The sequence below is a fragment of the Archangium sp. genome (genome assembly GCF_057119385.1).
In genome coordinates this window covers 107,064-132,793 of sequence record NZ_DBNGVP010000164.1, presented here as the reverse complement: position 1 = coordinate 132,793, position 25,730 = coordinate 107,064, and the positions used below count along the sequence as shown (strand labels likewise).

General features: G+C 70.2%; 23 protein-coding genes. 17 read left to right on the top strand and 6 right to left on the bottom strand.

Annotated features, from left to right (window positions below; translation table 11 throughout):
* Positions 1-134 precede the first annotated feature (134 nt).
* The 9 genes from AC16DP_RS40315 (at position 135) to AC16DP_RS40275 (ending at position 11,395) form a co-directional block, all read left to right on the top strand.
* A complete protein-coding gene (locus AC16DP_RS40315; protein WP_329732082.1) occupies positions 135-1,556 on the top strand; it encodes a purple acid phosphatase family protein in 1,422 nt (473 codons plus the stop codon).
* 138 nt (positions 1,557-1,694) lie between these two features.
* Positions 1,695-3,101: an RsmB/NOP family class I SAM-dependent RNA methyltransferase gene (locus AC16DP_RS40310; RefSeq protein WP_329732081.1), complete on the top strand. Its 1,407-nt coding sequence runs from the start codon at positions 1,695-1,697 to the stop codon at positions 3,099-3,101.
* 73 nt (positions 3,102-3,174) lie between these two features.
* Positions 3,175-4,941 (top strand): M61 family metallopeptidase, encoded by a 1,767-nt coding sequence (locus AC16DP_RS40305; protein ID WP_329732080.1) that lies wholly within the window; start codon positions 3,175-3,177, stop codon positions 4,939-4,941.
* A gap of 58 nt (positions 4,942-4,999) precedes the next feature.
* A complete protein-coding gene (locus AC16DP_RS40300) occupies positions 5,000-6,454 on the top strand; it encodes a B-box zinc finger protein (RefSeq protein ID WP_329732079.1) in 1,455 nt (484 codons plus the stop codon).
* A 44-nt stretch (positions 6,455-6,498) separates the two neighbouring features.
* The gene (locus AC16DP_RS40295) at positions 6,499-6,882 is read left to right on the top strand and encodes a carboxypeptidase regulatory-like domain-containing protein (protein WP_329732078.1); all 384 of its coding nucleotides are present in this window, start codon (positions 6,499-6,501) and stop codon (positions 6,880-6,882) included.
* A gap of 71 nt (positions 6,883-6,953) precedes the next feature.
* Positions 6,954-7,817, top strand: coding sequence for a ribonuclease HII (locus AC16DP_RS40290; protein WP_329732077.1), 864 nt, complete (start codon positions 6,954-6,956; stop codon positions 7,815-7,817).
* Complete coding sequence (locus AC16DP_RS40285) at positions 7,814-8,443, top strand: hypothetical protein (RefSeq protein ID WP_329732076.1); 630 nt, start codon at positions 7,814-7,816, stop codon at positions 8,441-8,443. The genes AC16DP_RS40290 and AC16DP_RS40285 overlap by 4 nt, the downstream gene beginning before the upstream one ends.
* A 77-nt stretch (positions 8,444-8,520) precedes the next feature.
* Positions 8,521-10,167: a DUF262 domain-containing protein gene (locus AC16DP_RS40280; protein WP_329732075.1), complete on the top strand. Its 1,647-nt coding sequence runs from the start codon at positions 8,521-8,523 to the stop codon at positions 10,165-10,167.
* A gap of 1 nt (position 10,168) precedes the next feature.
* Positions 10,169-11,395, top strand: coding sequence for a type II toxin-antitoxin system HipA family toxin (locus AC16DP_RS40275; protein WP_329732074.1), 1,227 nt, complete (start codon positions 10,169-10,171; stop codon positions 11,393-11,395).
* A 7-nt stretch (positions 11,396-11,402) separates the two neighbouring features.
* On the opposite strand, the gene AC16DP_RS40270 is transcribed toward AC16DP_RS40275, so the two are convergent.
* Positions 11,403-11,927, bottom strand: a complete 525-nt coding sequence (locus tag AC16DP_RS40270) for a hypothetical protein (protein WP_329732073.1) — start codon at positions 11,925-11,927, stop codon at positions 11,403-11,405.
* Between the two features lie 74 nt (positions 11,928-12,001).
* Between AC16DP_RS40270 and AC16DP_RS40265 the strand changes: the two genes are divergently transcribed.
* The 3 genes from AC16DP_RS40265 to AC16DP_RS40255 all read left to right on the top strand — a co-directional run bounded on the left by AC16DP_RS40265 (position 12,002) and on the right by AC16DP_RS40255 (position 14,367).
* Positions 12,002-12,424 carry an NUDIX hydrolase gene (locus AC16DP_RS40265; RefSeq protein WP_329732072.1) on the top strand — a complete coding sequence of 141 codons (423 nt, stop codon included), beginning with the start codon at positions 12,002-12,004 and terminating at the stop codon, positions 12,422-12,424.
* Positions 12,425-12,440: 16 nt separating this feature from the next.
* Complete coding sequence (locus AC16DP_RS40260) at positions 12,441-13,589, top strand: M50 family metallopeptidase (RefSeq protein ID WP_329732071.1); 1,149 nt, start codon at positions 12,441-12,443, stop codon at positions 13,587-13,589.
* Positions 13,590-13,701: 112 nt separating this feature from the next.
* Positions 13,702-14,367 (top strand): hypothetical protein, encoded by a 666-nt coding sequence (locus AC16DP_RS40255; RefSeq protein WP_329732070.1) that lies wholly within the window; start codon positions 13,702-13,704, stop codon positions 14,365-14,367.
* Between the two features lie 78 nt (positions 14,368-14,445).
* Here the strand turns inward: AC16DP_RS40255 and AC16DP_RS40250 are convergent, their stop codons facing one another.
* The 5 genes from AC16DP_RS40250 to AC16DP_RS40230 all read right to left on the bottom strand — a co-directional run bounded on the left by AC16DP_RS40250 (position 14,446) and on the right by AC16DP_RS40230 (position 19,768).
* Positions 14,446-15,114, bottom strand: coding sequence for a molybdenum cofactor biosynthesis protein (locus tag AC16DP_RS40250; RefSeq protein WP_329732069.1), 669 nt, complete (start codon positions 15,112-15,114; stop codon positions 14,446-14,448).
* A 6-nt stretch (positions 15,115-15,120) separates the two neighbouring features.
* The gene (locus AC16DP_RS40245) at positions 15,121-16,962 is read right to left on the bottom strand and encodes a PKD domain-containing protein (protein ID WP_329732068.1); all 1,842 of its coding nucleotides are present in this window, start codon (positions 16,960-16,962) and stop codon (positions 15,121-15,123) included.
* A gap of 19 nt (positions 16,963-16,981) precedes the next feature.
* Positions 16,982-17,704: an MXAN_2562 family outer membrane beta-barrel protein gene (locus AC16DP_RS40240; RefSeq protein ID WP_329732067.1), complete on the bottom strand. Its 723-nt coding sequence runs from the start codon at positions 17,702-17,704 to the stop codon at positions 16,982-16,984.
* Positions 17,701-18,612 (bottom strand): MXAN_2561 family MXYO-CTERM-anchored protein, encoded by a 912-nt coding sequence (locus AC16DP_RS40235; RefSeq protein ID WP_329732066.1) that lies wholly within the window; start codon positions 18,610-18,612, stop codon positions 17,701-17,703. The genes AC16DP_RS40240 and AC16DP_RS40235 overlap by 4 nt, the downstream gene beginning before the upstream one ends.
* Before the next feature lie 127 nt (positions 18,613-18,739).
* Entirely contained in the window at positions 18,740-19,768 is a 1,029-nt protein-coding gene (locus AC16DP_RS40230; protein WP_329732065.1) for an aspartate-semialdehyde dehydrogenase, read from the bottom strand.
* Between the two features lie 209 nt (positions 19,769-19,977).
* On the opposite strand from AC16DP_RS40230, the gene AC16DP_RS40225 reads away from it, so the two are divergent.
* The 5 genes from AC16DP_RS40225 to AC16DP_RS40205 all read left to right on the top strand — a co-directional run bounded on the left by AC16DP_RS40225 (position 19,978) and on the right by AC16DP_RS40205 (position 25,721).
* The gene (locus AC16DP_RS40225) at positions 19,978-20,523 is read left to right on the top strand and encodes a PDC sensor domain-containing protein (RefSeq protein WP_329732064.1); all 546 of its coding nucleotides are present in this window, start codon (positions 19,978-19,980) and stop codon (positions 20,521-20,523) included.
* A 4-nt stretch (positions 20,524-20,527) separates the two neighbouring features.
* Positions 20,528-22,426, top strand: a complete 1,899-nt coding sequence (locus AC16DP_RS40220; RefSeq protein WP_329732063.1) for a methyl-accepting chemotaxis protein — start codon at positions 20,528-20,530, stop codon at positions 22,424-22,426.
* Between the two features lie 65 nt (positions 22,427-22,491).
* Complete coding sequence (locus AC16DP_RS40215) at positions 22,492-23,319, top strand: hypothetical protein (RefSeq protein ID WP_329732062.1); 828 nt, start codon at positions 22,492-22,494, stop codon at positions 23,317-23,319.
* A 15-nt stretch (positions 23,320-23,334) separates the two neighbouring features.
* A complete protein-coding gene (locus AC16DP_RS40210) occupies positions 23,335-24,351 on the top strand; it encodes a type VI immunity family protein (protein ID WP_329732061.1) in 1,017 nt (338 codons plus the stop codon).
* Positions 24,352-24,575: 224 nt separating this feature from the next.
* On the top strand, positions 24,576-25,721 hold the full coding sequence (locus AC16DP_RS40205; protein WP_329732060.1) for a hypothetical protein: 1,146 nt from the start codon (positions 24,576-24,578) through the stop codon (positions 25,719-25,721).
* The last annotated feature ends 9 nt before the right edge of the window (positions 25,722-25,730 follow it).

The following is a 25,730-nucleotide window of genomic DNA, read 5'->3' as shown; positions in this document are numbered from 1 at the left end:
AGATCCATCCCCGCCAAGCTCGACGACCCCTCGCCCACCCGCCGAGGGGCAGGCGGGCGGCCGTCGAGAATTGGATGGATGTCCAACGGTGGAGGGTTGCACTCCCCGTCCGAATGGCTCGGACAGGAGGCACCATGCACCGACTGTATTCCCTGGCGTTCGGCGCAGTGGCCGCGGCGCTCACCTTCTCCGCGAGCAGCGCCAGCGCAGCGAGCCTGACCCGCCAGCCCTACCTCCAGCGCGTGGGCCCGGACACCGCCACCATCGCCTTCCGGCTCGATGGCAACTGTGTCCCCGCCGTGCGCTATGGCACCCACGGCTCCACCGGCCAGTCCGCCCAGTCCGCGGACGCTGGCCGCAACCACGCCATCGTCCTCTCGGGCCTCCAGCCCGGCACCGAGTACACCTACCTCGTCGACGCCTGTGGCGCGCGCACCAACCCCGTGCGCTTCTCCACCGCTCCTGTCCCCGGCACCCGCGGCGTCCACTTCACCGCCGTGGGCGACTTCGGCATGAACAACGCCGATCAGCGCGCCGTGGCCAACGCCATGCTCGCCCGCGAGCCGGAGCTCTTCCTCATGCTCGGCGACAACGCCTACGAGTCGGGCACCGAGGCCGAGTTCCAGAACAACCTCTTCGTCCCCATGGCCCCCCTGCTCGCGCAGGTGCCCTCCGTCGCCGTCCCGGGCAACCACGAGTACGTCACCAACCGGGCCCAGCCCTACTTCGACAACCTCTACCTGCCCACCAGCTCCACCGGCGGCGAGCACTTCTACTCCTTCGACTGGGGCCACGTGCACTTCGTCGGCCTGGATGCCAACTGCGCCCTGGGCATGGCCTCGCAGGACCGCTGCTCGCTGGCCTCGCAGCGCAAGTGGCTGGAGCAGGACCTCGCCGCCAGTGACGCGCCCTGGAAGATCGTCTTCCTCCACTACCCGCCCTGGAGCAGCGGCGAGCACGGCTCGCAGCCCCTCATCCGCCGCGAGTTCTCCCCCCTCTTCGAGAAGTACGGGGTGGACCTCGTCCTCACCGGGCACGATCACCACTACGAGCGCAGCCAGCCCATGAAGGGCAACGCGGTGGGCCCCTCGGGCGAGCGCAACCCCACCTACCTCGTGGTGGGCGGCGGTGGCGCGTCCCTGCGCCCCTTCGCCACCAGCAAGCCCTCGTGGACCGTGGTGCGCAACGACCGGAACCACGGCTACCTCGACGTGAAGGTGGAGGAGGGCACCCTCTCCGCCCAGGTGCTGACGCCCTCGGGCCAGCTGATCGACAGCTTCTCCCTCACCAAGGACCTCCCGCCCGCCGCGGAGGCGCCTCCCGTGGTGACCGACCCCGCGTCGCCCCCCTCCACCGAGCAGCCGGGCACCATCACCCAGCCCACGACCCCCACCCCGGGCCCCGTCACCGGGAACCCCGGATTGCCCGGCGGCTCGGAGGACGTGGAGGGGTTGGACCCCAACGCCCCGGGCTGCTCGACCGGCCCGGCGATGGCGCTGCTCCCCGCGGGCATGCTGGTGCTCGCCGGGGCCCTGCGCCGCCGTCGCCGCCGCTAGCCGGCAGGCCGGGGGAGGGGGCGGAGGCGCCCTGGAAACGCGACGAAACGCCTCCACCCTTGTCATTGAGCGCCCGGGATGCGATTCGCTCGCCTGCCGACAGAGCAGGCCCGCATCCCGGGCCCCCCGGAGCTTTTCATGAAGAAGAACCCTCGCCCGCCCCCCCGGGCGCCCCAGTCCCGACGTCAGCCGCCCTCCTCCGAGTCCGAGGCGGCGCGCGCGGCCCGCCCCCTGCGCGAGGACCTCGTCCTCCAGGCCAGCCTCGAGGCCTACGGCTTCATCCGCCACGAGGGCCGCCTGGCCGACCGGGCCCTGGACTTCACCCTGCGCCACAAGCGCAACCTCTACTCCAACGAGCGCCGCGCCGTGGCCGAGCGGGTGTACGCCCTGCTGCGCCGCCAGCTCACGGTGGACTTCCTCCTCGAGCGCGCCCACCGCGGCTTCCCGCGCCTCGACAAGACGCGCCAGGACGTGCTGCGCCTGGCCACCTCGCGCATCCTCCACGGCGAGCCCATCGACGCGGTGGCCCGCACCTCCTCGCTGAATGGCTCGGACGCCGACGTGCTCGCCGCCCTCCCCGAGGCCGCCCGGGCGCTGGAGGCCCTGCCCCGCGACAAGCGCTTCCCCATCGCCGCCTCGCTGCCGGACTTCCTCGCCGCGCACTTCCGCGCCGTCTTCGGTAACGACGCCGAGCGCGCCGCCGAGGCCATGAACGAGCGCGCCCCCCTCACCGCCCGCGTCAACGGCTTCAAGGGCCCTCGCGAGCAGCTGCGCACGCTCCTGGAGCAGCAGGACGTGCAGTCCTCCCCCACCCCGCTGTCGCCGCTCGGCCTCATCCTCGACACGCGCACCAACGCCTTCTCGCTGGACGCCTTCCGCGACGGCTGGTTCGAGCTGCAGGACGAGGGCAGCCAGCTGCTCGGCATGCTGGTGGACGCGCCGCCCACGAAGGTGGTGGACGCGTGCGCGGGCGCCGGCGGCAAGACGCTGCAGCTCGCCGTGCAGATGAAGAACCGGGGCGATCTGCACGCGCTGGACGTGGAGGAGTGGCGGATTGACGAGCTGCGCAAGCGCGCGCGCCGGGCCGGGGTGCACAACGTGCGCACCCAGGTCATCCCCCCCGAGGGCCCCGAGGCCGACGCGGCCATCGCCCCCCTCCAGGGCAAGGCGGACCGGGTGCTGGTGGACGCGCCGTGCAGCGGCACGGGCACCTTCCGCCGCAAGCCGGATGCGCGCTACCGCCTCACGCCCGAGATGCTCGCGGACCACGTGGCGCGGCAGAAGCGGCTGCTGGAGCGCTTCTCCCAGATGGTGAAGCCGGGAGGCCGGCTCATCTACGGCACGTGCAGCGTGCTGCGCGAGGAGAACGAGCAGGTGGTGGAGGACTTCCTGGCCAGGCACCCGGACTACTCGGTGCGTCCGGTGGCCGAGCAGCTCGGGCCGGAGCTGGGCGCGAAGGTGGGCCCGGGGCCCTACCTGCGGCTCGCCCCGCACCTGCACGGCACGGATGGATTCTTCGGAGCCATCCTCGTGCGCGCGAAGTAGCCTGTAAGCCGGGGGGCGGCTGGGCCCGTCCCCTGGCGATGCTGTCCCCCTCTCGCCCCCTGGAGGGCCCGGAATGCCGGAAGCGGTCCACTATCGCGTCTCGATGCTCCGTCCGCACTCGCACCTCTTCGAGGTGGAGGCGACCTTCCCCGCGGGCCCGGAGGTGCTCGAGGCCCTGCTGCCGGTGTGGACTCCGGGCAGCTACCTGGTGCGCGAGTTCGCCCGGCACGTGCAGGACCTGAGTGCCATGGGCCCGGGAGGCGCGCCCCTCGCGGTGCGGCGCGTGGACAAGCGCACCTGGCGCGTCCAGGCCCGGGGGCACGCGGTGACGCTGCGCTACCGCGTCTACGCCAACGAGCTCACCGTGCGCACCAGCCACCTGGACGGCACCCACGGCTACTTCAACGGCGCCACCCTCTTCCTCTACACCGAGGCCACGCGCGGCCAGGAGCACCTCGTCACCGTGGATGCCCCCGCGGGCTGGAGGGCCTTCGCCGCGCTGGAGCGCCGGGGCGAGGCCTTCGTCGCGAGGGACTACGACGAGCTGGTGGACAGCCCCTTCGAGGTGGGGCCCCACACGCCGCACACCTTCACCGCCGCGGGCGTGCTGCACGAGGTGGTGGTGTGGGGAGACTCGGTGCCGGACGCGAGCCGGCTGTGCTCGGACCTGCAGCGCATCGTCGAGGCGCAGGCGAGGATGTATGGCGGCCTGCCCATGCGGCGCTACCTCTTCCTCGTCTACCTCACGGACAAGGGCCGCGGAGGGCTGGAGCACAAGGCGTCCACGTCGCTGCTCTTCCCGCGCGCGGGGCTGCAGAACGCGCGGGGCTGGGAGGACTTCCTCACGCTGGCGGCCCACGAGTACTTCCACCTGTGGAACATCAAGCGGGTGAAGCCGCGGGCGCTGGTGCCCTTCGACTACTCGCAGGAGAACTACACCTCGCTGCTGTGGGCCTTCGAGGGGGGCACGTCCTACTACGACAATGTCTTCGTGCTGCGCGCGGGGTTGATGAGCGACGGCCGCTACCTCACGCGCCTGGGCGAGACGCTCTCCGCGCTGCACGCCACGCCGGGCCGCAAGACGCAGACGCTGGCCGAGGCCTCGCTGGTGAGCTGGGTGAAGCACTACCGCCCGGACGAGCACTCGCCCAACAGCGCCATCTCCTACTACCTCAAGGGCGAGGTGGTGGCCGCGTTGCTGGACCTGGAGCTGCGCCGCGCCACGAACGACGCGCGGAGCCTGGATGATCTGATGCGGCTGCTGTGGCAGCGCTACGGCGACGAGTCCGGGGTGCCCGAGGACGGCGTGGAGGCGGCGGCCTCGGAGGTGGCGGGCAAGGACCTCGGCGCCTTCTTCGACCGGGCGGTGCGCGGCACGGAGGAGCTGGACTACTCCGTCTTCTGGCACGTGGGCCTGGAGGTGCGCTTCCGTCCGCGCGAGTCCTCGAGCGACAAGGGCGGCTCGCCTCCGCCGCGGGTGAAGGGCGAGCCCAAGCCGAAGGGCTGGCTGGGCGTCACCACCAAGGGCAGCGCCACCATCGCCACGGTGCTGGACGGCTCACCCGCGCAGGAGGCGGGGCTGTACGTGGACGACGAGCTGGTGGCGCTCGACGGCTGGCGGGTGGATGCGGCGGGGCTGCTGTCGCGTACCGAGGACAAGTCCCCGGGGGACACGGTGCGCCTCACGGTGTTCCGCCGGGACCGGCTGGTGGAGGTGCCGGTGACGCTCGGCCAGAAGCCCGCGGATGCCGTATGGCTGGCCCGGGTGGACAAGCCCACCGACGCGCAGAAGGCCGCCTATCAGGCCTGGCTGGGCGCCCCCTGGGAGGAGCCTGGCTAGCCCCCCACCGTACACCCCCGCCAGCCGACCGGATAGGCTCCCGCTCCAGAGGAGCGCCATGCCGCCCAGACGCCTCGCCCGCTGCAAACGCCACCCCACCGCCACCGCCGGCTGGCGCTGTACCGACTGTGCGGCCCCGCTCTGCCCCGAGTGCGTGGAAGCCCGGCGCATGCAGACGGTGGATCTCCTCTTCTGCCGCGCGTGCGGCGGCCGGGCCGACACGATCCTCCTGCACCGCTCGGAGCTGGCCTCCTTCCCGGAGCGGCTGCGCCAGGTGTGGCGCTATCCCTTCACCCGGCAAGGGCTGATGGTGGCGGCGGGGCTCGGAGCCGTCATGGCCGTCGTCGACTTCATGACGCAGATCACACTCATCGTGGCGCGGCTGGCCCCCGCGGCGATCGGCGCCGGCCTCTTCTGGGGTGCCTTCTTCTCCATCATGCGCGCCAGCGTGCGCGGCGAGAACGAGGTGCCCCTCCCGGACTACGGCGACGTCTTCAACGACTGGCTCCTCCCGGCGCTGCGCGGCCTGCTCGCCACCAGCGTGGTGTGGCTCACCTTCCTGCTCTACCTCGCGTTCGCCGGAGGCTGGGACGTCTCCCAGTACGTGGATCGCCTGCTGAGCGATTCGATGTTCTACATGACCGGCAGGTTCCACTCGCTCCCCACCGAGCGGCTCCTCGGAGATCCCCTCGCGTGGCTGCTGGGGCTCACCAGCCTCGCCTGGCTGCCCATGGCGCTGATGATGGCGGTGACGAGCAACAGCCTCCTGGACACGCTCAACCCGCTGCCGGCCGTGAGGGGCATGCTCCGCCTCGGACGGGACTACGCGGTGGCCGTGGTCACCCTGTTCGCCCTGGGCCTCGTCTACCTCGCCGTCCGCTCCGTCAGCTCCAGCCTGCGGGAGCTCCCCTTCGAGCTCGTCATCTCGCGCTGGCTCGCCCAGGTGCTCGAGTGCCTGGTCGTCTTCACGATGGCGCGGGTGCTCGGGCTGCTCATCCACACGCGCGGAGATGCCCTCGGGTACGGTGCGCCGAGCGACTACCTCACCCCGGTGCTGCCAGCGGAGGCCACGCCGAGGACCACGTTGCGCGTGGACCCCACCGCGCTCCAGGCCCCCAGCCCGGCGGAAGCCGCGGCCCCCTCCCCCGAGGCCCGGTTGCAGGAGCTCTCCACGGCGGTCCAGGCCCGCGACATCCCCCAGGCGCTCGCGCTCTACACCGCGCTGGGCTTCCTGCCGAAGGCCCGCATTCCTCCGGCGGTGCACCTCTTCGTCGGGCAGGCCTCGGCGGCGCAGGGGGACAACGCCCTGGCGGTGCGGGCGCTGGAGTCCGTGGCGGACTCGGCGCCGGAGGATCCGCTGGCCCCGCGCGCCCTCGTCCTGTTGGCCCGCGTGCTGGGCGAGCGCATGCAGGAGCAGACGCGCGCCGAGGACGTGTACCGGTACATCGTTGACCGGTACCCGGATACGGAGGCTTCCCGCTTCGCGCGGGGCCGTCTTCCGCCCACCAGCTGACATCCGGCGTTGCCGCTTGCAGGGGCCGTGCGCAATCCCTCCGCATGCTTCGGGCACGCCAACTGCTGCTTCTGCTGGGACTCGCGTCCCTCGTCTCGTGTGACGGGGGCCTGCGGGTGAACCGGCAGGGGGACCCCTGCACCGAGAAACTCATCACGCTGCGGGTGGAGGTGGTGAACGCACAGGGTACTCCGGTACCGGACGCCCTCGTCACGGCCACCCACGTGGTCACGGGTCGCACCATCACCGGGACGACGGGAGACCGGGGAGTCACCACGGCGGTGAACGAGGACATCGGCGAGGGCACGGTGCGGCTGACGGCCACCGCCGGCTCCAAGGTGAGCGCCCCGGCCGAGGTGGCCTGGACGTGCGACGAGTGCCACTGCCACCCCGAGCCCACCTCGGTACAGCTCCAGCTCAACCCGTAAGCCCCTCCGGGCGGCTGCTTCCTCACTCGGCGTTTGTCCCGCGCGTCCCGACTCGCTAGGTTGAGGACGCCATGTCGAGTGTGGAAGACCTCCTCCGGTGCTCCCTGACGGAGCTGACCGAGCGCTTCGTGACCCAGTCCCGCTCCGTGCCCACGGGCCTGCTGGAGGCGCTGGAAGCGGATCCGCGCCAGGGGGCGAAGGCACTCGCCCGCCGCATTCGAGGCCTGAAGGGGAAGAACCGTGCCGAGGGCCAGCGCCTGCGCCACCTGCTGCGCTTCGAGAGCGAGCTGTGGGAGCAGGGCCACACGCACATCGCCGGGGTGGACGAGGCAGGCAGGGGACCGCTCGCCGGCCCGGTCGTCGCCGCGGCGGCCATCCTGCCCCGGGGCTGGAAGCTGGAGGGGCTGGACGACTCGAAGAAGATCGCCGACGAGGCGCGCCGCGACGAGCTGGCCGAGGCCATCAAGCGGGGCGCGGTGGCGTGGGCGGTGGGTCAGGCGGACTCGGAGGAGATCGACCGGCTCAACATCCGGCGAGCGAGTCTGCTGGCCATGCACCGGGCGGTGCAGGGGCTGGGGACTCAGCCGGACTACGTGCTGCTGGACGCCTTCACGATTCCCGAGTGCACCCTGCCCCAGCGCGGCATCATCAAGGGAGACTCGCTCTCGCTGAGCATCGCCGCGGCATCGGTGCTGGCGAAGACGACGCGGGACCGGCTGATGCGGGAGTTGGACGTGCAGTACCCGGGATATGGGCTCGCGGATCACAAGGGCTACCCGACGGCCGAGCACGTGCAGTGCATCCGGGAGAAGGGCGTGCTGCCCATCCACCGCCGCAGCTTCGGGCCGGTGCGGGAGGCGCTGGGACTCAGTGCACCCCCGCAGGTGGGCGGGCCCATCCAGGGCGATCTCTTCTCGGAGAACGGGCAGCAGTGAGCGCGGACAAGGACATCGACGGGTGGCTGGGCGAACGGGGCATCACCTCCGGGGAGTCACGCGCCCGGGCCCGGGCCGCGCTGGAGGAGACGGGGCTCACGAGCGCGCGCAAGGTGCGCATCAGCGAGCCCAAGCTGCCGAAGGCCGAGCAGGTGTTGGCGGAGCGCTTCTACCGGGTGTGCGCGGCGGCGCCGTGCCAGCAGGTGGCGAAGTCGAGCGGCCGGGAGCCGCTGCTGGTGGAGCCGCGCAGCCATTGTGAGCACTGCGGAGGCTCGAACAACCAGCGCGCGGAGACGGCCTTCCTGGAGGCGTGTGGGCGCCATGGGGTGCGCCGGGTGGTGGTGGTGGGCGGCTCGCCGGCGGTGCGCGAGGAGCTGGAGGACAAGCTCGGCGGGAGCATCGAGCTGCGCATGGTGGACGGCACCGAGCGGCGCACGGCGGTGAAGGCGCAGAGTGACTTGGAGTGGGGAGACCTGGTGCTCGTCTGGGGCGCCACGGAGCTGCACCACAAGGTGAGCAGCCACTACACACAGCCGGGCACGCCCCACCGGCACAAGGTGGTGCACGTGGCCCGGCGAGGCGTGGCCGCGCTGCTCGAGGCCGGCATCACCCACCTGGAGCGGTGAGGGAGCCGAGGAGTTTTACTCCTCGTTCGGCCCACCTGTCAGGTAACATCCCTCGGGCTCGTCGGTAAGCACCCGCCATGCGACCTCTCTCGCCCCTCACGCGACGTCCCAGAGCAACCTCCTTCAGCGTCAAGGAGCTGCTGGACCGCGTTCGACAGGGGAGCATCCGAATCCCCGAAATCCAGCGGCATTTCAAATGGAAGGCCCAGGAGATTCAAGAGCTGCTGGATAGCGTCTACCGTGGTTATCCCATCGGACTGCTGCTCTTCTGGCAGCACGAGGCGCCTGCGGCACACATCGAAATCGGTCCGGTGAAGTTGGACGCGCCCCAGACTGCTCAAGCCCTGTGGGTCGTGGATGGCCAACATCGTGTGACCGCTCTGGCCGGGGTACTGCTTCACCCCACTCTCGAGGGTGAAGGGGGCTCCGATGACTTCGAGCTCTACTTCGACCTGGAGCAGAAGGAGCTCGTCCGGCCTGCCCGCCGGGGGCCGACGCCCCCGCACTGGCTGCCCATGAATGTGGTGGCGGACAGTGAGCGATTGCTCGGCTGGCTGGGCCGTCATCCTGGCCCGGCAGAGCACACCAGGACCGCCGTCGGACTCGGCAAGCTGCTCGGGGAGTACCAGCTACCGGCGTACATCGTCGAAGCCGATGCCCAGGAAACCCTCCCCGTCATCGTCGAGCGGCTGAACTTCAGGAGCAAGACCCTTTCCGAAGCGGAGGTGCTCCAATCGATTCTTGGGGGCCGGCATCTAGAGCATCCCTCGGATCTCCATTCCTTGTCCCGCGGCTTGGAGGAGATGAGATTTGGCACCATCGAAGAGAAATGGTTGCGCAGATCCGTCCTCGCCACCCAAGGTCTCGACATCACCCGAGGCAGGTGGCATCAACTCGAGGGCGTCCATGACCTGCCAGGTGCGCTCCGTCAAACGGAACGCGCCCTGCGCGAGACCATCGTCTTCCTCAAGCGGGATGCGGGAATTCCTCACGTCGAGCTCCTGCCACACAAGCACCCCCTCGTCATCCTGGCGCGCTTCTTCCATCTCCACCCCGAGCCTTCCGCACGCTCACGCGAGTTGCTTGCACGCTGGTTCTGGCGTGGTGCCATCACCGGCGCGCATCGGGGAGAGCTCGTTCCCGCGGTGCGCAAGAGCCTGACGGTCATCGGGCAGAACGAGGATGAGTCGATCCAAGCCTTGCTCGCCGAGCTCCCCCACTTCCTCACCCGGGCACCCGACCTGCGTGAATTCAAGTACCGTACCGCGGAAACCAGGTTGCAGATCAACGCGTTGCTCGGGCTGCATCCACGAGAGCTCCACTCCGGCGAAGTCCTGGATGTCCCCGCCATCATTGGCACGCAGGGCTCCAACGCCCTCGGGCAGATCCTCACCGAGGCCCCTCGCCTGCGCCCTGATGACGAGTCAGCTCAGCTCAAGAGCTTGATGCAAGGACTCGCCAACCGGATGTTCCATCCGGAAACCCCCGGGCAGTCATTGCTTGCCGCGCTCGAGCACGCCTCCCCAGACGTCCTCGGGAGCCATGGCATCTCACCGCCTGCGTTCAAGGCCCTCCAGCAAGGAGACAGGCTGCGATTCCTGACCCTCCGTCTGAAGCTCCTGGAGCAACACCTCGCGACGTTCCTGGACTCGAAAGCACGCTGGCTGGAATCGGATCGCAAACCGCTCCAATCCCTGCTCATCCCCAACGAGGACGAGGCCTGACATGCAACTCCTGCGCAAGGAGATTGGCATCCTCGATGTCAGACTGGGCGACGTCCACGTCGGGACGCTGAACCTCCTGGAGGATGAGTATACGGAGTTCGTCATCTCCGAGGAGTACCGCCAGAGGTATCCGCGGCCCATTCTCGGACAGGCCTTCGAGGATGACCTCACCCGGCGGCGTTCGAGCCGGATGCGTTTGTTGCCCTTCTTCTCGAATCTCCTCCCGGAGGGCCCCCTGCGGGAGCTCATCGCGAAGAAACTGGGCGTGCACCCCCAAAGGGAGTTCTTCCTCATCGCGCGGCTGGGTGAGGACCTTCCCGGCGCGCTCATCATCACTCCGGCGGGTGCACTGGGTGGAGACGCCTCCGAGCCCCTGCTGGGAGCCGAGGAAGAAGCCGCGCCCCTGCAGGAGCAGCTCCGATTCTCCCTGGCGGGCGTGCAGCTCAAGTTCTCCATGTTGCGCCAGGACCGGGGTATGACCCTGCCCACGAGTGGCCGGGGTGGCGATTGGATCGTCAAGCTGCCGGACAATCGCTACGACCTCGTCCCCGAGAACGAATTCTCGATGATGAGCTGGGCACGCGCCGCTGGCATCACCGTGCCCGAATTCCATCTGGAAGCGGTCACCGACCTCAAGGGCCTTCCCGAGGGCGTCGCACTCCGTGAGGGAATGGCCTTCGCCATCCGCCGCTTCGACCGCCCGGCACCCGGCCAGCGTGTCCATATGGAGGACATGGCGCAGGTGCTGGGGCTCTACTCGGACGAGAAGTACAAGAAATACAATTACGAGACGACCGCGAACGTGTTGCTCAACGTGGCTGGACCCGATGCGTTCCAGGAGTTCCTTCGCCGGCTCATCTTCATCATCGCCATTGGCAACGGAGATGCCCACCACAAGAACTGGTCCCTCCTGTACCCGGATGGCATCCACGCCACGCTCTCGCCCGCCTATGACCTCGTATCAACCATCCAGTACATGCCCAATGAAACGTTGGCCTTGAATCTCTCCCGCTCCAAGCGCTTCGAGGATGTCTCCCTCGAAAGCTTTGAACGACTCGCACGCAAGCTGAAGCTCGGCAACGAGGAAGTCCTCCCGACCGTGAGACAAGCGGTGCAGGCCACGCTGGATTCGTGGAGTACGCTCCGCGCCGGGCTCCCCATTCCCGAGAGCTACAAGCAACGGATTGAGCAGCACTGGAAGAAGGTGCCACTCCTCGGAAGGCCGTAGTCCCTGCTCAAGGCGCGGGGGCGGGGAGGATGCAGGGCCGGGCGTTCTGGACGGCCTGATAGCGCATCCACACCTGGCAGGCGCACTCGGGCTGCTCGACTCGCGGCTCGTAGCGCACGCGCAGCACCCCGTCGAACTGCGTGGCACACCGGGTCGTGGCCTCCAGGTGCACCGCCACCTGATCCACCGTGCACTGCGTCCCCTTCGCGCTCAGCGGCGCGTTGGCCACGCTGCCATCGAGCATGAAGCCATCATCCTCCGTCAAGCCGCCCTCGAGGAACGCACCGATGAGCTGCATGTCCATCAGCTCGTAGTTCATGCGGACGACGTCGCCGGTGATGATGAGCTCACCCGAGTCCCAGCTGTCCTGCACCGAGGACGCGGCGAGCAGTCCGCAGTCGTCGCGGATCACCTCCGTGGCTGTGAACACATAGGGGCCCTCGTTCTGGAGGTAGGCGTTGGTGCAGCCCAGGCCAGAGGCGAGTGCCAGGGCGGACAGCAGGAGCGGACGGAACAGTCGGTGGGCGGCCACGGCGTGCAGGCTAGCTCAGCCCGCGCACACGTGCAGGGTGCAATGGCGGGACCAGCGGCTAGACTGCCCGCTCCATGGCCACGTACAAGAACCCCCTCCCCACGGTGGATTGCATCATCGAGCTGCCAGGGGAGCGCCTCGTGCTCATCCGCCGCAAGAACCCGCCCCTCGGTTGGGCCCTGCCCGGCGGCTTCGTGGACGAGGGCGAGCGGTTCGATCGCGCCGCCGCCCGCGAGGCCAGGGAGGAGACCGGCCTGGACGTGGAGGTGGTGGAGCAGTTCTTCACCTACTCGGACCCGTCCCGAGACCCACGCAAGCACACCGCGTCCACCGTCTACCTCTGCCGCGCCTCGGGAGAGCCCACGGGCTCGGACGACGCCGCCGAGGCCCGCGCCTTCCCGGTGGATGGCCTGCCCGCGGAGCTGTGTTTCGACCACGGCACCATCCTCGCCGACTACCTGGCCTACAAGCGGACGGGCCAGCGGCGGAAGCTCTGAGGCTCGGCACTCCCGGATGCACTACCTCCCCCTCCTCCTCACCCTCGGCCTGCTCGTCGCGCTGCACGAGCTGGGACACCTCGTGGCCGCCCGGCTGCTCGGCGTCCGGGTGGACCGGTACACGTTCGGGTTCGGCCCCGCCGTCTTCTCCTGGAAGTTCCGCGGCACCGAGTACGTGCTCGGCGCCGTCCCGCTCGGTGGCTCCACCCGCATCCACGGGATGAACCCCCACGAGCCGGGGGTGGACGCGGCGGATCCCACGAACTTCTCGGCGCAACGCCCGGCGAAGCGGCTGCTGGTGCTGCTGGCGGGGCCGCTGGCCAACTGGCTGTTCTCCCTGGGCGTCCTCTTCGCGCTCTACACCTCGGGCACGCATGTGGTGGTGCCCCTCACGGTGGGCACCATCAACCCCGGCTCCGAGGCGGCGCGCGCCCAGTTGCTGCCGGGGGACCGGATCGTCAGCGTGGACGGCCAGCCGCTGGACAGCTGGAGCGGCTTCGTGGAGCTCATCGCCCAGAACCCCGGCCGCGAGTTGAAGCTGGGCGTCGAGCGCCAGGGTGAGCCGCGCGCGGTGACAGTGCGCCCGCGTCCGGACGAGCGGGGCGAGGGCCGCATCGGGGTGAGTCAGCAGTACGTGTACCGCGTCCATGGTCCAGGCCAGGCGCTGCTGCAGGCCGTGGCGCACACGGGCAACCTGGTGACCGAGGGCTCGCGAATGCTCGGCGGCCTCCTCCAGGGACGGCGGAGCATGGCGGACGCGAACCCCGTGGGCCTGGTGAAGCAGTCCTCGGGCGCGGCGGGCAGTGGGTGGGGCTCCTTCCTGCGCGTGGTGGTGAGTCTCTCCATGGCGCTCGCCCTCTTCCACCTGTTGCCCCTGCCCTCGCTGGACGGGGGACGGATGCTCTTCGTCCTCATCGAGACGGTGAGCCGCCGCAAGGTGCCGCCCCGCGTGGAGACGGTGGTGCACGCGGTGGGCTTCCTCGTGCTGCTGGGCGTGGTGCTGACGGTGGCGCTCGCGGACCTGCGCCAGCACATCCGGCTCACCCGCACCGCCGCCGTGGCCCCGCCCGACGCGGGCCCCTCGAGCCCCGCGGCGGCCACCCTCCCCGCTCCCGCGGCCTCGGAGGGTGGACTGCCCCCGCGGGCGGACGGGCTCGGCGAGTGAGCGTCCGTGCCCGGCCCGCCGCTGTCCACCCGGCCGGAAGTGCCCCCCGGACGACGCTCGCCCGCCCGAAGACGGCGCCAAGGCTCCGGGAAGGGCCTATGCTGCGTCCCTCATGAGCACCCAGGCGAAGAGCACCGAGGCGAAGCACGACGGCCTGTTCTGCGAGCTCTTCTGGGGCACCACCCGCAACGAGGTGTGGAGCTTCGCCCCCGAGCAGACGCGCGTGCTGGCCGCGCAGGATGAGAAGACGGCCCTGCCCCTCTACGGCTTCACCCTGCCGGAGGAGCCCTTCCTGCTCGCCGAGCGCACCGAGAAGGGTTACCGCGTCTTCGTGCCTCCCGCCTCGCGTGTCGAGCGCAGCCGGCGCGGCGATGCCTTCCGTCCCATCCCGGAAGCGGAGCTGCAGCGGACCGGGGACCGGATTTCGGTGGAGCTCCTGCAGGGAGATCTGCTGCGCCTGTGCGAGGGCGAGCTCGCCCTGCACATCACCTATTCGGTCGCGGGCAAGCGCGAGGCGGCCGTGCGGCTGCGAGATCTCGGCTGGGTGGCGATGGGGGCGGCCCTCTTCCTCAGCCTGCCGGTGGGATTCCTGTTCGCGGGGCCCTCTCCCGAGAAGATGGCCGAGTCCAACGCCCGCGCCCTCAAGGCGGCACGCGACCGCGAGGAGGCCGAGCGCAAGAGGCTCGGGGTGGACCAGCCGGCCCGGCCCATTTCACCGGACGCGCAGAAGCCCGACGCGGGTGTGAAGACGCTGCCCGCCAATCTCGGTGTCCACTGAAGGCGTGCCCCGGGCACATGCGCCGACCCGCGGCCGTGTCCCTCGTCAATTTCCCCTCTCCCGAGGGGAGAGGGAAGATTATGGACCCAGACCCACCCAGACCTCACCGTCCTCGAAGAACTCCTTCTTCCAGATGGGGACGTCCTGCTTGAGCCGCTCGATGGCGTGCTCGCACCCGAGGAACGCCTCCTTCCGGTGCGGCGCCGCCGCGGCGATGACCACGGCCAGCTCGCCCGGCTTCAACGTCCCCACCCGGTGCACGATCGCCAGCCGCGTCCCGTTGAACTTCCCGGCCACCTCGCCGCCGATCTCCGCCAGCTTCTTCTCCGCCATGGGCGGATAGGCCTCGTACTCCAGCCGCAGCACCCGCCGGCCCCGCGTCTGGTTCCGCACCGAGCCGGAGAACGTCACGAGCCCGCCATACGCCTCGCCGGACACCGCCTCCACCACCTCGTCCAGCCGCAGTGGCCGGTCCACCACGCGGAACAGGCCGCCACTGCCTCCGGCCACCGGCGGAATGAGGGCCAGCTCCGCGCCCGCGGGAACCTCGGCCTCCGCGTCGGAGAACTCCTGGTTCACCGCCACCCGCAGGTGCGGCAACAGGGGCGCCAGCGCCGGGTGACGCGTGGCGAGCAGGCGCAGCACGTCCGACACGCGCGCTCCCGGGGGCAACTCCAGCGGCTCTCTCGGCAGCCCCACGCGCTCGCGCGCCGCGGCGAAATACAGGACGGTGATGGTGTTGGACACGGCTCCCTACCTGCTCCGCTCCCGGAGCTCGGCGCGCGCCCGGAAGCGACCGCCGCCCTCCTCGGGTGCGAAGTCGATGAAGACATTCTCCACGGGCGGCAGCTGATCCATCAGCGTGCCCACCAGCGAGCGGGCCACGGGCAGCTGCTGCGGTGACACGCCGGGCACCTCCTTCGGGGCCTCCAGCTCGGCGCGCAGCCGGCCCACGTCCACCATGGCCGACAGGTGGCCCGGCTCGAAGGACTGGGCGCCATAACGCTCGCGCAGGGCCACGCCCACGTCGCCCGAGGGCCGCGCCCCCAGCGACTCGCCGCCATTCACCGTCAGCCGGTCCGCCGAGACGGCGAACTCCACGGGCTGATCCATCACCCGCGTGCGCAGGCGCGTGGCGTCCGCGCCCTTCAAGACCTCATAGGGCTGCCCGCGCTCCTTGAGCCGCCCGGTGAGCCACTCCAGCACGGGCTCGGAGCGCACCAGTCCCGCCTGGAAGAGCAGCGTGCCGCGCGGCTCCGGCTGCCGGTTGCCCAGGAAGAAGTTGCGGTAGAAGGCCACCGCGTCGAAGTACGCCAGCAGCGTCATGTCTCCGCGCAGCGCGCCCAGCAGCTCATCCGCGCCCGCCGCGTCGAAGCCCTGCTCCTTCAGCCGCAGCAACGTCCGCTCGCGGCGCTCCGAGCCGGGCGCGCCGAAGACGAGCTTCGTCATCTCCTCCGGCGGCATGGACACCATCAGCGCGGCGATCGGATCCGCGGGCGCCTTGCCCAGCAGCTCCGAGCCCGGCCCGCTCTTGCCCGCGAAGAGCGACTTGTCCGAGGCCACCCAGCCCTCCAGCTCCGCCCTCGCCTCCTCCACCCGCAGCGCCGCCCACAGGCCTCGAATCCCCTCGGAGTCGTCCCCGTCCTCCGCCCGCGCGAAGAGGTGCACGTTGCCCGCGCCCACCTTCGGCCTCAGCTCCGTGAGCAGCGGCTGCTCGGACAGCCCCGGGCCGCTCATGCCCGTGATCCGCGCCCGGATCGCCGCCTCGTCCGCCACCGCCGTCCCGCCCTCCTGCGCCAGCACCTTCTCGATGCGCCCGCTCGCCTGTTGCTCGTCGTCCTCGTCCCCGCCCGCCTCCTCCGGCGAGTCCGGCACCACCAGGTACAGGTAGCCCCGGTCCGCGAAGAGCAGCATCGGCGTCCCACTCTCGCGCTCCAAGCGCACGCTGCCCCCGGGCTCGCGCCCCACGACACGCGCGCCACCGGAGCGCAGCTCCTCCACCACCGCCTCCAGCGCGGCCTCGGCGTCCGTCACGCCCAGCAGCGCCACGGTGCCCTCGAAGCCGGGCAGAGAGAAGAAGCCCACGCCCTCTTCCGGATCCACCAGCCGGGGCTCGCCCCGCAGCTCACGCAGCACCAGCGACAACAGCGGCGCCTCCTCCAGCGCCTGCCGCGTCTGGGCCTGGCCCAACATCCGCGCGAAGAAGCCCACCAGCGGCTCCACGTTGCCGCGCAACCGGGGGAAGAAAACCGCCACCTCCGCGTCGGCGGGCATGGCGCGCAGCACCGGCCGCGGCACCACCGTCACCGAGGCGCTGGCCAGCACCGCGTCCTTCTCCAGCGCGCGCACCTGGAAGCTGCCCGCGCGCGGGAAGGCATGGGACACCCGCGCGCCCTGCCGCGGCGGCGAGCCGTCTCCGAAGTCCCACGTCACCTCCGGCGCGTCCCGGGCCTCGGAGCCGAAGCCCACCGGCACGCCGGCCTCCACCGTGCGAGCTCCCCCCGCCTCCGGTTTCACTGCCCTCCGGCAGCCGGGACCCGCCAGGGCCACGGCCACCACCACGAGGACTGTCAGGGCTCGAGGAAAGGTTCGCACATGCGCTTTCATGTACGGTCTAGTAATCCAGCGCCAGTCCGAACATCCAGTACCCGTCGGAGAGATCGAATCCCTTACTGCCGAAGTTGTTCACTTTCGCGTACGTGTACTCGGCGAAGAGATAGCTGTGATTCACCCCGAGGTCCGAGTCGAAGTCGCGCGCCAGCCGCGGCTCCAGCACGTCCAGCAGGAAGGCGACACCACCCGCCACCTCCCAGCCGAACCTCAAACCCTTGCCCGTGCCGCCGACCTCCGGCGACTCGATCTCCCCGCCCTTGGTGGACCACCACGGCGTGAAGACGAGGCCGGGCTTGATGTAGGGCACCAGCGGAATGCCCCAGCGGAACGCCGGGTAGTCGAACCGGTAGACGCCGCGCACGCGGATGGGCAGCACGTGGAGGCCGGTGCGCTCCGCGGACGGCACGTCCGCATCCGTCAGGGCGGCGGCGTACTTCTCCGCGTACCCCAGCGACACGCTCACGCCCGCCGTGCCGATGCCCTGGTAGAAGAAGCGCTGCATCTCCAGCTCGACGAGCAGCATGCTGGAGGCGCCGAACGTATCCGCGTACGGCCGCTTCCCCGCGAGTGCCTCCTCCGCATCGAGCGCCGGCTTGTAGCCTCCGAGCCGGATCTCCACGGCACCGCTGCGAGGCGTCTGGGTGGGCACATCGGACATCTCCTGCGCCTCGCCTGGGAGCGCGGTGAGCACCACCGCGATGCCGAGGGCCACTGCTCGAGTCATGAACGATTTCTCCTTGAGAACAGCCAGAAACCCAGGGCGGCCAGCATGCCTCCGCCCGCGAAACCTCCGCCCGTGGCACCGCACCCCGTCTCCTCGCCGCCCGCCTCGCGGTACCGCTCATAGAAGCCAAACGTCCGGGTGGGCGTGCCCTCGCTCGCGACCGACGCCGGGCTCTGGTTGCCCGCCTCGTCGATGGCATAGGCCTCGAGCTGATACGTCACGTCGTTCTGCAGGTTCGCCACCCGCACCGCCCCCGCCGCCACGCCCTGCTGCTCATTGGAGACCTCGACGCCCGCCAGCAACGCCACCACCTTCACCTGGAGGGCGTCCTCCGGCGCATCCACCGTCACCTTCAGCGCCTTGTCCAGCGCGGCCACGCCAGAGATGGACGGCGCATCGGGACTCTTCGTGTCGTAGGTGATCTCCAACGGCTTCGCCGCCTTCACCACGTTGGAGCTGCACGAGCCCAGCGCATCGGCCGTCTTCGTCGCGGCGCACAGCCGCATCGTGGACTCGATCCCCGGGTCACCGCACGAGCCCGTCCCCGCATCCGAGCCGGAGGTGGAGAAGATGGGCAGGTTGGACACCTGGAAGGTCGCCGTCGCGGTGCCACCCGAGGAGGTGATGGTGGTGAGCGGAATGGAGGACAGCGAGCGGGTGGATCCCGACGTCTGCGCGGAAGCCGAGTCCCGGCAGTCCGTGTCCGTGGTGATCCAGAGGGAGAGCTCGGTACAGGGCGTGCCGGCCACCCGCCAGTTGAAGGTGCTCGTCGATCCACATTGGCTCGGACCGACGCTCAGGCTGGCCGTATTGGTCGCGGACTGGACCGTGACCTGGACCTGGGACCCGAACTGTCCGAACGCCGCGGACGACAGGAGGACCGCTGCGGTGAAGAGGAGGTTACGCATGGGCGGGAAGGAGGGTAGCAAGCCCGAGGCCAGGAGAAACCCGGCCCGCCTCCGGGGGGTGACGGGGGGGACAGGCCCCCGCCCCCGGTCAAATGGGCAGGAGCGGCCCGGCGGCGTTGCCAAATTGTCAGGCGGAGGACTCGGCGAGCCGCAGGCCGGCCTCCACCAGGTTGAGGGCGGCGCCCCGGCCGGCGTTGTCCACGGTGGCGAAGAGGGTGAGCCACTCGGGGGCCTGGGGAAAGGAGCGCAGGCGGCCCACATGGATGGTGGGATCCGCCGTGACGAGGCTGGGCAGGGGGTAGACCTTCTCGGTGGGAGCATCCAGCACCTTGAGCGCGGGCGAGCCCTTGAGGGCGGCGCGGGCCTGGTCCACCGGGGCGGGCTTCTTCAGCCGCACGTGGAGGCTGAGCCCGTGGCCGAAGAAGGTGGGCACCTGCACGGCGGTGCCGGCCACCACGGGCACCTCGCCCTTGCTGGCGAAGAGCCGGGCGCACTCCAGCGTCCAGCCGGCCTCCTCCTCCGTCCAGGGCGAGTTGGCCAGGAAGGGGCCCACCTGGGGCACCAGGTTGAAGGCCACGCGGTGGGGGAAGACGTGGGCCTCGGGCTCGCGGCCGGACAGCAGCGCGGACGTCTGCTGCTCCAGCTCCTTGAGGCCCCGCTGGCCCGAGGAGGACACGCCCATGAGGGCCGTCACCTGCACCTGGGCCACGCCGAAGGCCTGGCGCAGCGGCTCCACCAGGGTGGCCACCGCCGTCGTCACCGCCGAGGGCAGCGCCACGATGCGGCCCTTGAAGGAGGCGCCCAGCACCTCGGAGTTGAAGCCGGGGAGCACCAGCGGGACGTTGCCCTCGGCGCGGAAGGCGTTGCTGGCGTCCACCACCCAGGCGCCCGCGGCCTGGGCCAGGGGGGCCAGGGTGCGCGAGGCGTCCGCCGGGGTGGCCAGCAGCACCAGGCCCGTGCCCCGGAGCGTCTCGGCGGACACCGGCTCCACCTCCAGCGTCTCCTCGCCGTACTCCACCTCCTCGCCCTCGGAGCGCTCCGAGGCCAGCACGCTGAGCTGCTCGGCGGGGAAGTCCCGCTGCAGCAGGGTGGAGAGCACCTCGGTGCCCACCACGCCCGTGGCGCCCACCACGGCGATTCGCAGGTTCTCGTTCATGGCGGTCCCTTTACCCCAGCCCCCCGCCCGGCGCGCGGCCTTCGGTGGTAGACGTCTACCACTCAGGTAGGACAAAATACGACATCACTGGTAGACGTCTACCACCGTGGCGCCCGCCGGGGGCTGTCCCACCGTGTCCGCATGGAGGGGGAGCAGGGGCGCGGGCCCGACACGGGTGCGCGCGTCCCCTTCCGGTAGACTGGTGGGACATGTCGATGTGGACCCTCGTCTCGTTGTTGCTGCTCGCGAACGTGCCGCCGGACGGCGCGGCGCAGATGAAGAAGGTGGACGGGCTGATGCCCGAGCTGCGGCGCATGGCCACGGATCCGTCGGTGGTGCGCGAGGTGAAGAAGCAGAACGCGCGGCGCGTGTCCCTGGAGAGCATCCGGCAGTGGGACGAGGAGTGGCGCGCGACGCCGGCCCTCACCCCGCTCAAGCGCCAGCTGCTGGGCAACCCGTGCGCGCGCACGCTCGGCGGCTACCGGGAGCGGCTGGGCCGGGTGGTGGCCGAGGCCTTCGTCATGGACAACCAGGGCGCGCTGGTGGGCGCCACGCGGCGCACGTCCGATTACTGGCAGGGCGATGAGCCCAAGTGGCGCCAGTCCTTCAATGGAGGCCGGGGTGGGGAGCTGCGTGAAAAACCCTTCTTCGACGACTCCTCCCAGTCCTATGTCGTCCAGGTGTCCCTGCCGGTGAAGGATGGCGCCCGCGTCATCGGCGCCCTCACCGTGTCCCTCTCCCTGCTCGAGCTCTGAAACCATGAACCTCCCCCTCTCGCGAGGCCTCAAGCTGCGCGGCCGCATCACGCTGTCGGTGGCGATGCTCTCGGCGCTCGCCATCCTGTCCGTCACCGGCGTGGGCCTGTCCTTCACCCGGCGCACGTTGTCCAAGCAGATCCACGCCACGTTGAGGGCCGAGGCCGAGGGCTTGAAGGATCTGGTGGAGCGCATCCTCGCCGAGCGCGAGGCCAACGTGCGCGGCTGGTCCGAGGACGCCATCCTGCGCGGGGCGCTGCTCTTCGACACCTACGACAAGAGCGACGCGGTGCTGGCGGGGCTGGTGAAGCACCACCCCTCCCTCAGCGGCTTCGTGCTCTTCAACGAGCAGGGCCGCGCGGTGTCGGCCAGCTCGGAGGCGCTGCTCAAGAGCTTCCAGGGCCGGGAGCGGGAGGTGCGCGAGACGGCGTGGTACCGGGCGGCGCTCGAGGGGCGCTTCACGGCCGACGCGCTCGCGCGGGAGAAGGACGCGGCCTTTGGCAAGCGGGTGCTGCCGCTGGCCGCGCCGGTGAAGAGCCCGGCCAGTGGCGCCCGGATCGGCGTGCTGCTGGCCGCGTATGACTGGAGCCAGGTGCGGGACGTGGTGAAGGCCGCGATGCAGCGGGCCCGCGAGCGCGCCCAGGACAGCTTCGCCCTGGAGGTGCGGAGCGAGGAGGGCACGGTGCTCTTCAACTCACGTCCCGCGGATGCGGCGCCGCTGGTGCGGCCCGTGTCGCAGGAGGCCATCAACGGCACGGACGTAAAGGACGTGGGAGACGGCTGGCACTTCGTGGCCACCCTGGACGCGCGGGAGGCGTATGCCCCGCTGGCGCAGGCGGCCACGGTGGCGCTCGGGATGCTGGGGTTCTTCCTGGTGCTGGCCGTCGCGGGCTCGTGGTGGCTGGCGCGTGGCATCGCCCGGCCCATCTCCGCGCTGAGCGAGGCGGTGACGCACGTGCTCGAGGAGGGAGACCTCTCGCACCGCGTGGAGGTGAACAGCGGGGACGAGGTGGGGGAGCTGGCCCACGCCTTCTCGCGGATGATGGAGCAGCTGCGCCAGACGACGGTGGGCCTGCAGCAGGGCACGCGGGTGCTCACCGGCGCGGTGGCGGAGCTGAGCCAGGCGGCGGAGCACCAGGAGCGCAACCTCTCGCGCCAGGCGGCGGCCATCCAGGAGACACAGGTCACCGCGCAGGAGATTCAACAGACGTCGAAGATGGCGGAGGAGCGCTCGCGGGCGGTGCTGCAGGTGACGGAGCGGGCGGAAGAGGTGGGCCGCCTGGGCGAGCAGACGCTGGGAGCGAGCATCGCGGGGCTGCAGGAGCTGCATGAGAAGGTGGGGCGGCTGGCCAGCACCATCCTGATGCTGGGCAACCGGACGCAGCAGATTGGAGAGATCGCCCAGACGGTGAAGGATCTGGCGGACCAGTCGAACATGCTGGCGCTCAACGCGGCCATCGAGGCGGTGCGCTCGGGCGAGCACGGCAAGGGATTCGGCGTGGTGGCGCGCGAGATTCGCGCCCTGGCGGACCAGTCCATCGAGTCGACGGACCGGGTGCGGGAGCTGCTGGACGATATCGGCAAGTCCATCCAGGACACGGTGTCGATGACGGAGAAGGGGCAGCAGCAGATGCAGGGCGGGCTGGCGCAGATCAAGGCCAGCGGCGAGAGCCTCCGGGAGCTGACGTCGATCGTGAAGGACAACGCGGGAGCGGCGAGGCAGATCGCCGTGGCGGTGAGCCAGCAGAACGCGGGCATCTCGCAGATCTTCACCGCGGTGTCGGACCTGTCGTCGCTGATGGAAGAGACGATGCAGGGAGTGCAGGCCACCACGCGCGCCACGAGCTCCCTGCGCGAAGCGGCCGAGCGCATGGAGTCGGTGGCACGCACCTACCGGGCCTAGTGCACCTGCCCCGCTCTGTCCCGAGACAGGGCGGGGTTCCATCCCGACACGCCAGGGAACACGTGATGTCCTCCCTTCACACAGGCTCGCGCTGGGGCCGGCCAGTCCAGGGCATGCGGTTCCTCGCCACCGTGTCGGTGGCCGCGCTCCTCTGCCTCTCCTGCTCCATGGTCCATCCCCGTGTCCATGGGGGTGGGCAACTCACCGGTACCCGAGCTCAGTTCAACCAGTCGTGTGGTGCGGCCTGCGCGGCCCCGGTCAATGCAAGCACCGGGGAGATCCTCGCGCCCGCTGCGTCCCGGGCCGGCCAGGTGTTCGAAACAGTCGTCCAGGCCACCGAAGCCCTCCAGGGATTCATCCACGTCACCAGGTTCCTCGATGAGGCCCAGAGGGGCGTCGTCGAGGACGTCCTGAAGCAGTGCGTGCATACAGCCAACAGGAAGGTGGACGAAGAGCTCTTCGGCAAGGATCGCACCCTGCCCGACTCGGAATGCGAGAAGGAGCCCACCGTCAAGGACAAGCTCGCCCCCTCCTGGGCGCGGCACCTCGGGAAGCTGAAGCACGCGGTCGCCTTCGAGTGCATCCAGAGGAAGCTCGCGGAGAAGTTCCCCGACAACTTCGCCGTGGAGCCGCGCTACCGGAAGGACGAGATCACGAAAGAAGTGCTGCTCACCGACAGGCGCACCGGCTCGCTCCGGCCCGATATCGTCATCCACTTCACCCGCAATGCCACCCGGATTCAGTGCATCTACGACCTCAAGTTCCCTTGTGGCTATGAGGTGGGCAACCCCTGGAACGCGGAAGCCGTGAGGCAGATGAAGTCGTACGAAGGACTCGGTGGTCAGTGCAAACCCGCCCTCGTCACTCCCCAGTTTGGTGTTGATCGCCGGTAGTGCTTGCCGATGGTCATGAACCCCTCCCCTCGTATCCGCATCTCGGGCCCGGTCAGGACCAGGAGTTGGACGCGTGAGACGGGCGCCACCGAGCGCATCGAGGACCGGCTCCTCATCCGTGACCTGGTCCGCATCGTCTTCTTCGTCCCCTGCGACCACTTCCAGATCTCAGCGGGCGTGTCGCATGCGCTCGACAGCTATCTCCGCGCCGTGGAAGGACACCCCGAGGCGCTCTCTCGCTACACCTGCTGTTACTGGGAACCGCGAGACCTGAGCGAGCGGGGTTGGGAGCTCATCCGGGAGAGCCTGCGGCCCAAGGAGCGCAGGTACTTCGACGACTACACGCCCGACGAGGCCTTCCATCCCGAGAAGGAGGGTGCGGATCCGTATTTCAGCATCTACGCCGATGACGATCGCGGCTACGCCTTCAGCTATCACGCCCGGCTTGCCTGGCGTGAGCCGCCACCACACAGCGTGAGTGTGCTCCAGGTCACCCTGCCAACGGAGTACCTCGAGGAGCGTGGTGCGGACGCTGTGCGCGCTCTGGCGCTCGACATGGGCTCCCGGTTGCCCTTTGCCTCGGGACATGCCGGCCTCGCCCTCTCCTGCTGGTACCCCGTGGACGAGCAGCTGGACCGGCTTCGCCCGGTGATATTCCGTCACCCCGGCTTCGACATCCGCAACGCCAGCATCCACGACAACATGGGCACCCGGGTGGATGGCATCCACTGGCTGAACTTTCTCGGGCAGCCCGTGCTGAATGCGTTGGGTGGAGCATCAGTCCTCCAGGCCCGGCTCCAGTGCCCCACGACCACCGTGCAGGAGATGGAGGAGCAGCGCGTCGTCGTATCGACAGGCTCCTGCCCCGAAGCGGGAGACTTGGATCGAGGCCAGGACCTTCCGGCATACCGCGAGCTCGCGAGGGTGCTGGAGCCCTGGATGGAGCCATTCCCCTGGCGTCTCACTCATTTCACGGACCCCTCCGTCGAGGAGGAGTTGCGACGCTGGTGGAGGCGCTTCCTCGACTGGTGACAGCAGTCACCAGGAGAAACTGGAGTCACCAGGGGCCGGTCATCAGCCGGGCCCCGGAATCCCTCGCGAGTCCCCCGGCTCGCGAGCATTTCCCGAGGGAAGACGGGCCTTTCACTCGTTCCCGCCGGGTCGCGTAGGCATTGGCACACCTCCTGCTCTGGATGGCGCACATCAACGGCGAACAGCCGCCGCGCCACCCACCCCCATCTTCGCAGGAGCCTTCCATGACCACGCCCGTCTCCAACAGCCATCCCTCGCTGCACCGCTCCAACTCGGCCCCCGTGCTCGGCGCCAGCGAGAAGCCGGCCCTGACCCGGACGAACTCGGCGCCCCACCTCACCACGCCGCCCAGGAGCGCCCCCGCGGCCTCCAAGCCCCAGTCCCTCCACACGCAGGACACCCTGGAGCCCGCCGCCAAGACGTCCGCCGCCGCCGCGAAGCAGAACCTGCTCGGCAAGTACGTGCAGAGCGCCACCGACGCCGCTCACGCCAATGGCGCCGCGGGTGCGTTCGGCAAGCTGAAGGCGGGCGGTGGCGTCGCCGCCGGTGTCGCCGGCATCGGCACCAACGCCGCGGGTCTCGCCAGCGCCATCAAGAACGGTGACGGCAGCCAGGCCACCGACAGCGCCCTCCTGCTGGGCAAGAGCGTGCTGAACACCGTCAAGGGCGGGCTCGACGTGGCCGCCATGATCCAGTCCGGCAAGGAGTTCAAGAACCTCAAGGGCGCGGCCCAGGCGGCCCTCGGCGCCCACGGCGAGGTGGGCAAGAACATCGCCGGCAAGGTCGCCGAGTCCGTGCTCTCCGGCAAGCCGCTGCGTGACATCGACGTGCTGGGCGAGCTCGCGAAGTCCAAGGGCTTCGGGGCCACCATCGGCACCACCCTGAAGCAGGGCGCCGCCGATGCACTCCGCGCCGTGGGTGGCGGGAAGCTGGCCGGGAAGCTCGAGGGCGGCATCGCCAAGGCGGGCCAGCAGGTCGCCTCGGGCCTCAAGGCGGGCGATGCCATCGTCGACGCCGCCAAGGGCGCCGAGGCCGCGGCCAAGCTGGGTGCCAAGGGCGCGAGCACGGCGGCCAAGGCGGCCGGCCGGTTCGCCCCGGGCGTCAACATCGGCATCGCCGCGCTCGACACGGCCCTGGCCGCCAAGACGATCGCCGATCCCAACGCGAGCATCGCCTCCAAGGTGACGTCCGGCATCACCGCCGCCGGCTCCATCGTGGCCGCCACCAACATCCCCATCGTCTCGCAGGTGGGCGCGGCCGTCTCCACCGCCTCCTCCGTGGCCGGCGCGGTCGTCGAGAACTTCGGCGCCATCAAGGAGGGCGCCAAGAAGGTCGGCGAGGGCATCAAGAACTTCTTCAGCGGCTGGTAGTCGTCCCCC

Excerpts from the sequence above, each read along its gene's own strand:
- AC16DP_RS40315 (WP_329732082.1), top strand. The coding sequence starts at position 135 with ATGCACCGACTGTATTCCCTGGCGTTCGGCGCAGTGGCCGCGGCGCTC.
- AC16DP_RS40310 (WP_329732081.1), top strand. The coding sequence starts at position 1,695 with ATGAAGAAGAACCCTCGCCCGCCCCCCCGGGCGCCCCAGTCCCGACGT.
- AC16DP_RS40305 (WP_329732080.1), top strand. The coding sequence starts at position 3,175 with ATGCCGGAAGCGGTCCACTATCGCGTCTCGATGCTCCGTCCGCACTCG.
- AC16DP_RS40300 (WP_329732079.1), top strand. The coding sequence starts at position 5,000 with ATGCCGCCCAGACGCCTCGCCCGCTGCAAACGCCACCCCACCGCCACC.
- AC16DP_RS40295 (WP_329732078.1), top strand. The coding sequence starts at position 6,499 with ATGCTTCGGGCACGCCAACTGCTGCTTCTGCTGGGACTCGCGTCCCTC.
- AC16DP_RS40290 (WP_329732077.1), top strand. The coding sequence starts at position 6,954 with ATGTCGAGTGTGGAAGACCTCCTCCGGTGCTCCCTGACGGAGCTGACC.
- AC16DP_RS40280 (WP_329732075.1), top strand. The coding sequence starts at position 8,521 with ATGCGACCTCTCTCGCCCCTCACGCGACGTCCCAGAGCAACCTCCTTC.
- AC16DP_RS40275 (WP_329732074.1), top strand. The coding sequence starts at position 10,169 with ATGCAACTCCTGCGCAAGGAGATTGGCATCCTCGATGTCAGACTGGGC.
- AC16DP_RS40265 (WP_329732072.1), top strand. The coding sequence starts at position 12,002 with ATGGCCACGTACAAGAACCCCCTCCCCACGGTGGATTGCATCATCGAG.
- AC16DP_RS40260 (WP_329732071.1), top strand. The coding sequence starts at position 12,441 with ATGCACTACCTCCCCCTCCTCCTCACCCTCGGCCTGCTCGTCGCGCTG.
- AC16DP_RS40255 (WP_329732070.1), top strand. The coding sequence starts at position 13,702 with ATGAGCACCCAGGCGAAGAGCACCGAGGCGAAGCACGACGGCCTGTTC.
- AC16DP_RS40240 (WP_329732067.1), bottom strand. The coding sequence starts at position 17,704 with ATGACTCGAGCAGTGGCCCTCGGCATCGCGGTGGTGCTCACCGCGCTC.
- AC16DP_RS40235 (WP_329732066.1), bottom strand. The coding sequence starts at position 18,612 with ATGCGTAACCTCCTCTTCACCGCAGCGGTCCTCCTGTCGTCCGCGGCG.
- AC16DP_RS40230 (WP_329732065.1), bottom strand. The coding sequence starts at position 19,768 with ATGAACGAGAACCTGCGAATCGCCGTGGTGGGCGCCACGGGCGTGGTG.
- AC16DP_RS40225 (WP_329732064.1), top strand. The coding sequence starts at position 19,978 with ATGTCGATGTGGACCCTCGTCTCGTTGTTGCTGCTCGCGAACGTGCCG.
- AC16DP_RS40220 (WP_329732063.1), top strand. The coding sequence starts at position 20,528 with ATGAACCTCCCCCTCTCGCGAGGCCTCAAGCTGCGCGGCCGCATCACG.
- AC16DP_RS40215 (WP_329732062.1), top strand. The coding sequence starts at position 22,492 with ATGTCCTCCCTTCACACAGGCTCGCGCTGGGGCCGGCCAGTCCAGGGC.
- AC16DP_RS40210 (WP_329732061.1), top strand. The coding sequence starts at position 23,335 with ATGAACCCCTCCCCTCGTATCCGCATCTCGGGCCCGGTCAGGACCAGG.
- AC16DP_RS40205 (WP_329732060.1), top strand. The coding sequence starts at position 24,576 with ATGACCACGCCCGTCTCCAACAGCCATCCCTCGCTGCACCGCTCCAAC.